Origin of the sequence: Geodermatophilus obscurus, assembly GCF_900115395.1 — a bacterium.
Lineage (GTDB): Bacteria > Actinomycetota > Actinomycetes > Mycobacteriales > Geodermatophilaceae > Geodermatophilus > Geodermatophilus obscurus_B.
Genome location: NZ_FOWE01000006.1, coordinates 1 through 12,827 on the forward strand (window position 1 = coordinate 1; position 12,827 = coordinate 12,827).

Genomic DNA, 12,827 nt, shown 5'->3' on the forward strand with positions numbered 1-12,827 from the left:
TCCACGCTCACCGTCCAGTCCAGCTCACCGGCGGCATCCGCGCGGGCCTGCAGCGCGGTGAGGATCCGGTCCCAGGTGCCATCGAGGCTGAACCGGTGGTGTCGTTTCCACACCGTCTGCCACGGCCCGAACTCCACCGGCAGGTCCCGCCACGCGCAGCCGGTCCGGTAGCGGAACACGATGCCCTCGAGCACCTGCCGGTGATCTCGAAACGGCCGCCCGCGCATCCCGGCCGAGCTGGGCAGCAACGGCTCCAGCCGAGCCCAATCCTCGTCAGACAGCACCGCCGAGCGAGCCATCTCCAAACGATCCACCCGCATCAGGCGGCCGTTTGGGAGACACGCCCTAGGCGCCCGCTCCGGCTCCGTGGGGGGCACCGGGCGTCGGCCCATTTGTGCATACGCCGCCAGCAGGTCCAGCCCGACCCGTAGCCCAACTCGGTCGAGGAGCTTGGCTCAGCCGATGTCGGTGGAGAGCACAAAGGCGATGTCCTCAAGCCGGTCCCGGTCGGAGACCCGGGACCGGCCGGTGCGGCCGCACATCGCCCGCTTTCGCGGTGGGATCAGCGCCTCGAGCAGCGCGCACAGCCCGCTAATGATCAGCCGCGTAGGCAGGGAAGGCGCCGACGACGGCATGCCCGGCAGCCTGCGTCGACCGGCCATTGACGGACAGAGCCCGAGTACCTACTTCCGCATCGTCTTCTTGGAGCGGGCATGGGTGTGCGTCGCCATTCAACCGCGAACATTGAGTCGAAGAAAACTGACAGTGGCCTACATTTTAAACGTGAGCCGCCCAGCCTGTTGAGGTCGCCCGTTGACCAACTGACGCTACGTCCCGACGGTCAATGAATATCAGGCCGAATCAGTTTAGTCCGCAGGACGGACTCGTTGAGGTTGAGCTGCCGGTCGAGTTCAGCGACGGCAGCCGGCTCCGCCTGGATATCAACGATGGCATAGATGCCCTCGACATGCTTCTTGATTTCGTAGGCCATCCTCCGCCGGCCCCAAATCTCGGTCTTAACGGTGCCACCGCTGTTGGTGACGACGGTCAAGAACCGATCGAGGGAGGGAGCGATGGCGCGCTCCTCCAAATCCGGATCGAGAATAACCATCAGTTCGTAATGACGTAGCCCCTGACGGGAGCTCGTGCCTCCGGTGGTAGCCCTCGCAAGCAGATGGGTAGTCGGATTTGCCCGCCAGGCGGAGCCGTGCTAGGAGTCGGACCCTCCTTGGTCGGAACTGAGGGCGGCGGCTCCTTCTTGGGCCGCCGCCAGGGGAGGCGGGCCGCCGGCTCGTCCTCCACCATGACTCCTCTAGATCGCGAGGCCACCCACCGTACGCGGGCCGCATGAAGCCTACCCTGCGAGCCAGGTGAGAGTTGCCCAGAGGAGAAGTTGAAGACTACCGAGCAGGATGGATGCAAAATAGAGGATGCGTACCGACTTCAATCGTCGCTGATTGGCGCTCTGCCAGTTCTCGAAGTGGATCGAAAGCTCGCGGAACATTTCCGCCTTGTTGGGGATGGGCACTTGGCGTTCAATGAAATTGACCAACAGGAGTTTAGGCTCGACCCGCTTGTACAGTGGCGTCTGCCACGGGTTGAGAAGGGCTGCGATGCAGACCAGCCCTAGCAGCGCGAGACTGGAACCAGCGGTTGCAATTACATAGAAAGTTCCATCCCTTTGCGTTATGTCCTTAACGGCGGTACCGAGCAGGAATGCCGTAGCTGACCCGACGAACGCGAGGTACTGAACCGCCCTCGTCCGGGCGTTGTTGACCTCCGCTGACTGATCGTCAAGCGTGCGAGTGGCTTCCTTGTACGTGATCTCGTACAAGTCCTCGTGTTTGGCAATATCAGCGGGGGTGGGTTCAACCCACGTCGCTTCAGCGTCGTTGGCCAGCGCCCTCACCTCCAGCTCTCCCTCTCCAGAACCGCCCATGTCCTCTCCGACTAGACTGCCCGTAGGATGTCGTGCTCGTCTAGAGCCAGACATGTTACGCTTCTCGACTCGGCTGACGGTGTGTGAGCCAGGCGTTGCGAGATGTTCCCTCTTTCGCCTGACGCCCTGGGGGCGACGGGTGTAGGTCGCGGCAGGGCCACCCGTAGTGGTAAACCCCGCCGCGAATCCTCATCCGCGAGATCCTGCACTTCCGGCGTGCCCGACTACAGGCAAATGGGACACCGACACGAGCTAGGTGTTCGTAGCACCAGGCATGAAGTTGTCGCCCTTTGATGCCCTACTTGGCAGCCCGACCTACCGCGATGAATCTCACGCACCGCCCGAGAATCGTCTCGTCGTGGCATAGCCGGCGGCAGCACGAGCGCGGCTAGGTGGGTCAAGCGTCCTTCAAACCACGGCAAGGGTTGCGGGAACTTCGGCCGCCATGACCCGGTGCGAGCCTCCGCCCTCAACCGCAGCGTTGCGGACGCAGGAGCACCGACCCGCCGATGACCACGAGCGCAATGTGGATTGCGAGGAATACCGCCCGCCCACCGAGCAAAGTGGGGCATGACCAGTCCACTCCGGTGGATCACAAGCACCCTCCCGGGCGGGGCGGTACCCGCATCCATGTCTGACGCCGCCTTGAGCCACGATCGTGGAGTTGGCGGCTGCACATCACCTACGCACATCTCGCTGACTACCGTCCGCGAGCGGTACGCAGCCCAACCATGGGGGCTTAATGGCCGCTGCTTATCGCCAGTGGCGCACCTACCGGTCAAGCAATGACTGAAACATAGCCACTAGTTTGCGGTGCATCCGAGCTTATGTGCGGGTCATGAGCACCGCACGCCAGCAGAAGGCGACTCGTGGCAGTACCGTGACGTGCGCGGCGCAGGAATCGAAAGTCAACAGCGCTGCAGCAGATTTGACAATCACCACAGCTTCGGTGCCGAGAATCAGCTGCGGCGGCGGGAGACACCTTCGGCGACATGCCCTGCACCCTGCGCCGACGCAGCGCAGCCCGACAGGAACCGAGGACCTACTTCCGCAACGTCTTCAAAGAGACCCGCGGCAGCGGGCTGGCGGTGACGTCCCTGAGCAGCCCACTCAGAGACATGGGACGCCTTGCGGTTAGCTCGGCAGCTCGCAAGCTGTCCGTCCCCTGGCCGGCCGCAGCACTGGCCATTGCTCAACCGCCATCCCCGCGTCCCCCAACGCGGTGAGGAAGGCAGCTCCACCAATGATCTGGTCATCCTCGTCCCCGAAGACAAAAGACGAGCACCCCGAAGACCACCATCACGAGGGCCGACCCCACGCGGCATCAGAAGACACCGCGTGGTGTATTGAGCGTCCGCGACCAACGCATGTAGGAAGCTTGCTTGGCACCGGGGGCTATCGCGATCGAGGTCGATCAGTCGGCCGACGGTGCTGCCACCCCTCTCCCTGAAGCGCCTTCAGGGACACGGGCAGGCAGCCGTTGAGCGGCCCTGCGTTGCCCAGCCCGCTGACCGTGCTCACTGCCGCAGTCCGCAGCCAGTCCGCAGCAGAAGGGCCGTACGGAACAGATCAGCACACTCCTATGGCAACGCTAAACCTGGAGGTCAGAGCCCCACTGGAGACTTCAGGCGCTGGTCAGGGCGGAGCCCGAGATCATGTCGGGGCTGACGCCCCGTACCCGCCAATGCGATGTGAGCCTGTCGCGGATCAGCGCATCCACAGATCCAGTCCCTGTCCACAGATGCTCTGCGGGCCCTTGCTGCCTGCTTGTCCCTCGGTTATGCGGAGGAGGTGCTGCCTTACGCCGCCTGCGGAGGACTGTCATGAGCAACCTCGCTCGCCGACCTGATGGGCGTTGGAGGGCCCGGTACCGGGACGCCGGTGGGCGCGAGCACGCGCGGCACTTCGACCGCAGGGTCGATGCGCAGGCATGGCTCGACGGCGTGACCGCGGCGGTGCAGACCGGCACATATGTAGACCCGGCCCGAGCGAGGATCACCATCGGCGACCTGGCTCCGGTGTGGCTCGCGGGCAAGATCAACCTAAAGCCCACCACCCGGGCCCGCTACGACGACGTCCTGCGCAGCCACCTGCTGCCCCGCTGGACTGGCGTCCCGTTGGTCCGCGTGGCGCACAGCGACGTGCAGGCCTGGCTTGCAGAACTCAGCGATCGCGGCCTCTCCGGGGCGTCTGTCCGGAAGGCCCACGGCGTGCTGTCCGGGATCCTCGGCCTGGCGGTGCGGGACCGCCGCCTGGTCCTCAACCCCGCGCTCGGGGTGGCTCTGCCTCCGCTCGAGCAGGGACGTCGGCGCTACCTCACCGCTGCACAGGTGGAGGCGCTCGCTGGAGCGGCCGGCCCCGGACGGCTGGTCGTGCTGGTCCTCGGCTACTGCGGACTCCGCTGGTCCGAGCTCGCCGCACTCCGGGTCCGGCACTTCGACCTGCTCCGTCGCCGCGTGCTCATCGAGGAAGCAGTCACCGAGGTCGACGGACGGGCACCTGGTCTGGGGGACACCCAAGAGCCACAGCCGCCGCACCGTGCCTCTGCCGCGCTTTCTCGTCGACGAGCTGGCCCGGACCGTCGTCACCCGGCCCGCGGACGAGCTGGCGTTCCCGTCCCCACAGGGCGCGGTGCTCCGCAACCGCAACGCCCGGGCCGCCTGGTTCGACGAGGCGGCCCGCGCCATCGGCGTCCCGGGCCGGACGCCCCACGAGCTGCGGCACACCGCGGCGTCCCTGGCCGTCAGCGCCGGCGCCAACGTCAAGGCCGTGCAGCGGATGCTCGGGCACGCGTCGGCGGCTATGACGCTCGACCGCTACGCCGACCTCTTTGACGACGACCTCGACGACGTCGCCGACCGGTTGGACGCCCTTCGCGACCGCTCCTGCGGACCGCGTGCGGACTCCCTGCGGACTGGAGCCTCTCCGGAGGCTCCAGTCGGCCCGCTGCGCGAGGAGAAAGCGCAGGTCAGGGCGGGTGTAGAGGTGGTGGAGACGAGGGGAATCGAACCCCTAACCCCCGCCTTGCAAAGGCGGTGCTCTGCCAATTGAGCTACGTCCCCGGGGGCTCCTCGCGGAGCCGGGTCAGCGGCTGGTGGGGCGGCTGACGGCCTGCGGGCCGTTGGTGGCCTCGTGCCAGAGGTCGGCCTCGGCCTTGCCCGCCCCGGCCGACCGGCGACGGACGGCGGCGACGGCGCCGGCCGCGACGGCGGCCAGGGCCAGTTTCTTGAGCACGCGGTACCTCCTGGGGACGACCACGGACGGAGCCGCACTGCCACGGTGCCGGAGGCACCGGTTCACGGGTGGGCCTGGGAGGACTTGAACCTCCGGCCTCATCCTTATCAGGGATGCGCTCTAACCGCCTGAGCTACAGGCCCGTGGACCTCGACCAGCATACGTTGCCGGGCGAGGACGCTCTGCGAGGGGGTCCGCCCGCTAGTCGCGCTCGGCGAGGGTGACCTCCAGGCCACCGACGAGGTCGGCGCAGAGGTTGTAGACGAACGCCGCCACGGTGGCGAGGGCGGTCAACAGCACGATGTTGATGGCGCCGATGACGGCCGCGCCGCCGAAGACGATGCCCGGCGTGATGACGTCACCGCCGCCCTCCCCACCGGAGGAGGTGCCGAGCTGGCCGAACAGGTCGTTGAGGGTGTCGAAGACGCCGAGGCCGGACAGGACGCCGTAGAGCAGCCCGACGGCGACCATCCAGACGAAGAACAGCGCGATCGACAGGACCAGCGAGATCTTCAGCGCCGACCACGTGTCGATGTGCCGCAGCTGCAGCCGGGCCCGCCGGGGACCGCGGTTGCCGCGGCCCTTGGCCGCGCGGGCGGCAGGCTGGGCCACGGCCGGCTGACCGGCCTGCTGCTGACCGGCCTGCTGCTGACCGGCCTGCTGCGGGGCGCCCTGCGGCGGGGCCTGGACCGGGGCGCTCTGGACCGGGGCGGCCTGCTGGGGAGCCCGGGCGGCCGCAGCGGCGGCGACCGCGGGCGGGACCACCTGGCCGGCACCCGTCGGCGGCGGCATCGTCGCGTCGGCGGGGCGCTGGACCTGCTGGGTCACCTGCTGCGTCCCCTGTGGCGGGGCCTGCTGGGCGGGGACCGCGCCGGTGACCGGCTTGGTCAGCGCCGGACCGGCCCCGCTCGGGGTCGCCCCCGCGGGAGAGGCTCCGGAGGGCACGGGGGTCTGACCGGTGGCGGGCGCCGAGCCCGTCGCCGGGACCCCGCCCGCTCCGGCCGCGCCTTCCGGGCGGGCTCCGGTGCGCACCGCCTGCGGCCGGTCGCTCATGCCGTTCTCCCGTTCGCCTGCGGCCCTCGCCGCGCTCTCGCGCCCGGGTCCTCCGGCGTGGTGCCGGGGGCGCCCGGGCGCCGGTCGTGTCCGTCAGCGGGAGCCGGAGGCGCGGCGTGACCGCCGGTCACGCCGCGCCTGCTCCCGGTCTCACCCTAGGCGGCGGGCTCGTCGTTGTCCGTCGTCCGCGCGATCGCCACGATCGTCACGTCCTCCGGCAAGTTCATGAGCTTGACACCCATGGTCGCGCGGTCCTTGTTGTGCCGCACCCCGTTGACCGGCGTGCGGATGACGCCGCCACCCGAGGTGATCGCGTACAACTCGTCGCCGAGCCGCACCGCCAGCGCCCCGACCAGCGCACCCTTGCGCGCCTTGGGGTCGGCGGTGAGCACGCCCTTGCCGCCGCGGCCCTGGTTCGGGTAGTTCTCGATGCCGGTGCGCTTGGCGAACCCGCGCTCGGTCGCGACCAGGACGTCGACGCCCTCCTCGACGACCATCATCGACAGCAGCCGGTCGCCGGGGGCCAGCGAGATGCCGCGCACGCCCTCGGTCGCCCGGCCCATCGGCCGCAGCGTCGCGTCGTCGGCCTTGAACCGGATCGACATCGCCGCGCGGGTGACCAGCAGCAGGTCGTGCTCGGGGTCGATGAGCGCGGCGCCGACCAGCTCGTCGTTCTCGCGCAGGTTGATGGCGATGACGCCGCCGCTGCGCGGGGAGTCGAAGTCGCTCAGCCGCGTCTTCTTGACCTGCCCGTTCGCCGTCGCCAGGACCAGGTACGGCGCGACGCCGTAGTCCTTGATCTGCATGACCTGGGCGATCTTCTCGTCGGGCTGGAACGCCAGGATGTTGGCCACGTGCGCGCCGCGGGCGGTCCGGTTGGCCTCCGGCAGCTCGTAGGCCTTGGCCCGGTAGACGCGGCCCTTGTTCGTGAAGAACAGGATCCAGTCGTGGGTGGAGCCCACGAAGAAGTGGTCGACGAGGTCGTCCTGCTTGAGCTGGGCCCCCATCACGCCCTTGCCGCCGCGGCGCTGCGAGCGGTAGAGGTCGCTCTTCGTCCGCTTCGCGTAGCCGGTGCGGGTGATGGTGACGACGACCTCCTCCTCCGCGATGAGGTCCTCCATCGACACGTCACCGTCGTTGGCGACGAACTGCGTGCGCCGGTCGTCGCCGTACTTGTCGACGATCTCGGCCAGCTCGTCGCGGACGATCTGCCGCTGCCGCTCGGGCGAGGCGAGGATGGCCTGCAGGTCGGCGATGCGGGCCTCGATCTCGGAGAGCTCGTCGAGGATCCGCTGCCGCTCGAGGGCGGCCAGCCGGCGCAGCTGCAGGTCGAGGATCGAGACCGCCTGGATCTCGTCGACGTCGAGGAGCTCCATGAGGCCGGTGCGGGCGGCCTCGGCCGACTCGCTGCTGCGGATGAGCGCGATGACGGCGTCGAGCTGGTCGAGGGCCTTGGCGTAGCCGCGCAGGATGTGCGCGCGCTCCTCGGCCTTGCGCAGCCGGTAGCGCGTCCGCCGCTGGATGACCTCGATCTGGTGGTTGACCCAGTGCCGGACGAGCTCGTCGAGGCGCAGCGTCCGCGGGACGCCGTCGACGATGGAGAGCATGTTGCAGCCGAAGGACGTCTGCAGCTGGGTGTGCTTGTAGAGGTTGTTCAGCACGACCTTGGCCACGGCGTCGCGGCGCAGGGTGATCACGAGCCGGCGGCCGACGCGGTCGCTGGACTCGTCGGCGATCTCGCTGATGCCCTGCAGCCGGCCCTCCTTGACCCCGTCGGCGATCGCCTCGGCGAGGTTGTCCGGGTTGACCTGGTAGGGCAGCTCGGTGACGACGAGCTGGACGCGGCCGCGGGCGTCCTCCTCGACGGTGACCACCGCGCGCATGCGCACCGAGCCGCGGCCGGTGCGGTAGGCGTCCTCGATGCCGTCCCGGCCGACGATGAGGCCGTGGGTCGGGAAGTCGGGACCCTTGATCCGCTCCATGCACGCGGTGAGGGCCTCCTCGGCCTCCGCCTCGGGGTGGTCGAGCATCCAGAAGACGGCCTCGGCCACCTCGCGCAGGTTGTGCGGCGGCATGTTGGTGGCCATGCCGACGGCGATGCCGGCCGACCCGTTGACCAGCAGGTTGGGGATCCGCGAGGGCAGGACGACGGGCTCCTCGGTGCGGCCGTCGTAGTTGCCCTGGAAGTCGACGGTCTCCTCGTCGATGCCGGCCAGCATCTCCATGGCCAGCGGCGTGAGGCGGCACTCGGTGTAGCGCATGGCCGCCGCGGGGTCGTTGCCCGGGGAGCCGAAGTTGCCCTGGCCGTCGATGAGCGGGTAGCGCATCGACCACGGCTGGGCCAGCCGCACGAGGGCGTCGTAGATCGCCGAGTCGCCGTGCGGGTGGTAGTTGCCCATGACCTCGGCGACCGGGCGGGCGCACTTGACGTAGCCGCGGTCAGGGCGGAAGCCCTGGTCGTACATGGCGAAGAGGACGCGCCGGTGCACCGGCTTGAGGCCGTCACGGACCTCGGGCAGCGCGCGCCCGACGATCACGCTCATGGCGTAGTCGATGTAGCTGCGCTGCATCTCCTGCTGGAGGTCGACCGCTTCGACGCGGTCGCGGGGGGGTGTCTCGGTCACGGTTCAGTTCTCTCCGGTGGATCGCACAGAGGTGGGACGTGGCCCCCTCGCAGAGGCCTTCCGCCTGCGCGGAACGAGGCGTGGGCGGCGAGGGGGTCCTTCGACTCACACGTCGAGGAAGCGGACGTCCTTGGCGTTGCGGGTGATGAAGCTGCGGCGGGCCTCGACGTCCTCGCCCATCAGCACGCTGAAGATCTCGTCGGCGGCGGCGGCGTCCTCGAGGGTGACCTGCCGCAGGATGCGGGTCTCGGGGTTCATCGTGGTCTCCCACAGCTCGCTGGCGTTCATCTCGCCGAGCCCCTTGAACCGCTGGATCATCTCGTCCTTGATCTTGCGGCCGGCCTCCACGCCGGCCCGGACGACGGCGTCCCGCTCCCGGTCGCTGTAGGCGTACTCGTCACCGATCTTGCCGCCCCACTTGATCTTGTACAGCGGGGGCTTGGCGAGGTAGACGTACTGCCCCTCGACCAGCGGCCGCATGAAGCGGAAGAGCAGCGTCAGCAGCAGCGTGCTGATGTGCTGGCCGTCGACGTCGGCGTCGGCCATGAGCACGATCTTGTGGTAGCGGAGCTTGGTGATGTCGAACTCGTCGTGGATGCCGGTGCCGAACGCCGTGATCATCGACTGGACCTCGGTGTTCTTGAGCACCCGGTCGATGCGCGCCTTCTCGACGTTGATGATCTTGCCTCGGATGGGCAGGATCGCCTGGTACATCGAGTCGCGGCCGGACTTCGCCGAGCCGCCGGCCGAGTCGCCCTCGACGATGTAGACCTCGGAGTTGCGCGGGTCGGTCGAGCGGCAATCGGCCAGCTTGCCGGGCAGGCCGCTCACCGAGAGCAGGCTCTTGCGGGCCAGCTTGCGCGCGTCCTGCGCGGCGCGGCGGGCCCGGGCGGCCGACGACGCCTTGGTGATGATCGTCTTGGCCTCGGCCGGGTTGGCCTCGAACCAGTGCGAGATCTGCTCGTTGCAGATCCGCTGCACGAAGCCCTTCACCTCGGTGTTGCCGAGCTTGGTCTTCGTCTGGCCCTCGAACTGCGGGTCGCCGATCTTCACCGAGACGATCGCGGCCAGGCCCTCGCGGATGTCCTCACCGGTGAGCTTGTCCTCCGGCTTGTCCTTGAGGATCTTCTTCTCGACGGCGTAGCGGTTGACGATCGAGGTCAGCGCGGTGCGGAAGCCCTCCTCGTGGGTGCCGCCCTCGTGCGTGTTGATCGTGTTGGCGAAGGAGTAGACCGACTCCGAGTAGGCCTCCGACCACTGCATCGCGACCTCGACGCTCATGCGCATGTCGTTCTTGCCGAGGCCCTCGGCGCCGAACCCGACGATCGAGCGGTGGATCGGGTTCTTCTTCGCGTTGATGTGGCGGACGTAGTCCTCGAGGCCGCCGTCGTAGCGGTAGGTGATCTCGGTGGGCTCGACGGCGGCGTCCTCGTGGCCGGGGGCGGTGGCCACCTCGGCCATCGAGGCCTCGTCGGACAGGCCCGTCTCGGCCTTGCCGTGACCGGGCCGCTCGTCGCGCAGGACGATGGTCAGGCCCTTGTTGAGGAAGGCCATCTCCTGCAGGCGCCGGCTGATCGTGTCGAACGAGTAGGTCGTCGTCTCGAAGATGTCGCCGTCGGCCCAGAAGGTGATCTGGGTACCGCGCTTGGTGGTGGGGCCGACCTCCTGCAGCGGGCCGGGCTTGGCCAGCGAGTAGGACTGGGTCCACTCCCGGCCGTCGCGCCAGATCCGCACGTCGAGCGCGCTGGACAGCGCGTTGACGACGGTGACGCCGACGCCGTGCAGACCACCGGAGACCGCGTAGCTCTTGCCGTCGAACTTGCCGCCGGCGTGCAGGACGGTCATGACGACCTCGACCGTGGGGCGCTTCTCGCGCGGGTGCAGGTCGACCGGGATGCCTCGGCCGTTGTCCTCGACGCGCACCCCGCCGTCGGCCAGCAGGGTGACGCGGACGGTGTCGCAGTAGCCGGCCAGCGCCTCGTCGACGGAGTTGTCGACGACCTCCCACACCATGTGGTGCAGGCCGCGCTCACCGGTGGAGCCGATGTACATACCGGGCCGCTTGCGGACCGCCTCGAGCCCCTCGAGGACGGTGATGGAGCTGCCGGAGTAGCTGTTCTCAGTCTGGGTCCGAGCGACCACGTGGGGCCCTTCTGTCGAGCAGCCGGCACGCGGGTCCTCCCACGGGGGAGGGGGTCCGAGGGCGCACAGCGCCACTGAGCCGGATTGCTGGGGATTCCTGGCTCCCATGTTACCGGGTGCACCGACAGGAACGACGCCACGCACGCCCTGACGTCGCGTCTGCGCCACTCGCGGCACCGACTGCACCACCGGTGCTGGCCCGGGGGTCGACACGCCCGCCCAGGGACGCTGGGCGGCCGGAACCGATCCGGCCGTCGGGCACGGGCAGCGGGACGCTCGCAGACTCGTCGACATGGAGTCCGCCGACCGCCCGCTCACCTGCCTGGTCACCGGGGCCACCGGCTACGTCGGCGGCCGCCTCGTCCCCGAGCTGCTCGCCGCCGGGTACCGCGTCCGCGTGCTCACCCGCTCGCCCCGCAAGCTGCGCGACGTCCCCTGGGCCGGCCGCGTCGAGATCGCCGAGGGCGACGCGTCCGACGACGACGACGTGCGCCGCGCCTGCGAGGGAGTCGACGTCGCCTACTACCTCGTCCACTCCCTCGGCATCGGCGAGGAGTTCGAGACCCGCGACCGCGAGACCGCGGAGGTCATGGCCCGTGCGGTGCGGGCCGCCGGCGTCGGGCGGCTGGTCTACCTCGGCGGCCTCGAACCGGACGACGAGGAGCTCTCGCCGCACCTGCGCTCGCGCGCCGAGGTCGCGCGCATCCTGCTCGGCTCCGGTGTGCCCACCGTGGTGCTGAGGGCCGCGGTCATCCTGGGCTCGGGCTCGGTGTCGTTCGAGATGCTGCGCTACCTCACCGAGCGGCTGCCGGTCATGGTGACGCCGCGGTGGGTGCACAGCCGCATCCAGCCGATCGCCATCCGCGACGTGCTGCGCTACCTGGTCGGCGTCGCGACGCTGCCGGCCGACGTGCACCGCCGCTTCGACATCGGCGGGCCCGACGTCATGGACTACGCCACGATGATGCAGCGCTACGCCGAGGTCACCGGCCTGCCGCGGCGGCGGATCCTCCCGGTCCCGATCTTCTCGCCGTCGCTGTCGAGCCACTGGGTCGGCGTCATCACGCCGGTCCCGGCGAACATCGCGCGGCCGCTGGTGGAGTCCCTGCGCAACACCGTCGTCTGCTCCGAGCACGACATCGCGCGGTACGTGCCCGACCCGCCCCAGGGGCTGCTCGGCTTCGACGAGGCGGTGCGGCTGGCCGTGCAGAAGGTCCGCACCAACGCCGTCGACACCCGGTGGACCGGTGCGTCGGTGCCCGGGGCGCCGTCGGACCCGATGCCCTCCGACCCCGACTGGGCCGGCGGCAGCCTCCACCTCGACGAGCGGACCCGGGAGACCGACGCCTCGCCCGAGGCGCTGTGGCGGGTCGTCGAGGGCATCGGCGGGGAGACCGGCTGGTACAGCTTCCCGCTGGCCTGGGAGGTGCGCGGCTGGCTCGACCGGGCGGTGGGGGGCGTCGGCCTCCGCCGCGGCCGGCGCGACCCCCGTGACCTCTACGTCGGGGACGCGCTGGACTGGTGGCGGGTCGAGGAGCTCGACGAGGGCCGCCTGCTGCGGCTGCGCGCCGAGATGCGGCTACCCGGCCTCGCCTGGCTGGAGTTCCACGTGGAACGAGCCGACTCCGGGCGCACCCGGCTGCGGCAGAAGGCGACCTTCCACCCGCTCGGGCTGCTCGGCCAGCTCTACTGGTGGAGCGTCTCGCCGTTCCACGGGATCGTCTTCGGCAGCATGGTCCGCAACATCACCAAGACGGCCGAGGCGGACAGCGGGCAGGAGACGACGGCGCCGAGCCGGGCCGCGTGACGCCCAGCGCTCCGTCGGCCCGCCGGCC

General features: G+C 69.5%; 8 protein-coding genes, 2 tRNA genes and 2 pseudogenes. 2 read left to right on the forward strand and 10 right to left on the reverse strand.

Going from position 1 to position 12,827, the window contains the following annotated elements:
* From BM165_RS12585 to BM165_RS12600, 4 genes and pseudogenes are all read right to left on the reverse strand, one after another.
* On the reverse strand, window positions 1-299 hold a 299-nt coding region (locus BM165_RS12585), incomplete at its 3' end, for an IS5/IS1182 family transposase (RefSeq protein ID WP_075012029.1).
* Between the two features lie 80 nt (window positions 300-379).
* Window positions 380-635, reverse strand: a pseudogene (locus BM165_RS12590) (IS5/IS1182 family transposase); the annotation flags it as partial.
* Window positions 636-841: 206 nt separating this feature from the next.
* A complete protein-coding gene (gene rpsF / locus BM165_RS12595; protein ID WP_280140715.1) occupies window positions 842-1,174 on the reverse strand; it encodes a 30S ribosomal protein S6 in 333 nt (110 codons plus the stop codon).
* A gap of 180 nt (window positions 1,175-1,354) precedes the next feature.
* Entirely contained in the window at window positions 1,355-1,909 is a 555-nt protein-coding gene (locus BM165_RS12600; protein ID WP_075013916.1) for a hypothetical protein, read from the reverse strand.
* Window positions 1,910-4,477: 2,568 nt separating this feature from the next.
* On the opposite strand from BM165_RS12600, the pseudogene BM165_RS25695 reads away from it, so the two are divergent.
* A pseudogene (locus tag BM165_RS25695) lies at window positions 4,478-4,711 on the forward strand (site-specific integrase); the annotation flags it as partial.
* A 214-nt stretch (window positions 4,712-4,925) separates the two neighbouring features.
* On the opposite strand, the gene BM165_RS12610 reads toward BM165_RS25695, so the two are convergent.
* The 6 genes from BM165_RS12610 to gyrB all read right to left on the reverse strand — a co-directional run bounded on the left by BM165_RS12610 (window position 4,926) and on the right by gyrB (window position 10,992).
* A tRNA-Ala gene (locus BM165_RS12610) sits at window positions 4,926-5,001 on the reverse strand.
* Between the two features lie 22 nt (window positions 5,002-5,023).
* Entirely contained in the window at window positions 5,024-5,173 is a 150-nt protein-coding gene (locus BM165_RS24770) for a DLW-39 family protein (protein WP_177225186.1), read from the reverse strand.
* 69 nt (window positions 5,174-5,242) lie between these two features.
* Window positions 5,243-5,316, reverse strand: a tRNA-Ile gene (locus BM165_RS12615).
* A gap of 58 nt (window positions 5,317-5,374) precedes the next feature.
* Window positions 5,375-6,001: a DUF3566 domain-containing protein gene (locus BM165_RS12620; RefSeq protein WP_244274203.1), complete on the reverse strand. Its 627-nt coding sequence runs from the start codon at window positions 5,999-6,001 to the stop codon at window positions 5,375-5,377.
* A 380-nt stretch (window positions 6,002-6,381) separates the two neighbouring features.
* Complete coding sequence (gyrA, locus tag BM165_RS12625) at window positions 6,382-8,850, reverse strand: DNA gyrase subunit A (protein WP_075013918.1); 2,469 nt, start codon at window positions 8,848-8,850, stop codon at window positions 6,382-6,384.
* Window positions 8,851-8,955: 105 nt separating this feature from the next.
* A complete protein-coding gene (gene gyrB, locus BM165_RS12630; RefSeq protein WP_075013919.1) occupies window positions 8,956-10,992 on the reverse strand; it encodes a DNA topoisomerase (ATP-hydrolyzing) subunit B in 2,037 nt (678 codons plus the stop codon).
* Window positions 10,993-11,284: 292 nt separating this feature from the next.
* Between gyrB and BM165_RS12635 the strand changes: the two genes are divergently transcribed.
* Complete coding sequence (locus tag BM165_RS12635; RefSeq protein WP_075013920.1) at window positions 11,285-12,799, forward strand: SDR family oxidoreductase; 1,515 nt, start codon at window positions 11,285-11,287, stop codon at window positions 12,797-12,799.
* Window positions 12,800-12,827 lie beyond the last annotated feature (28 nt).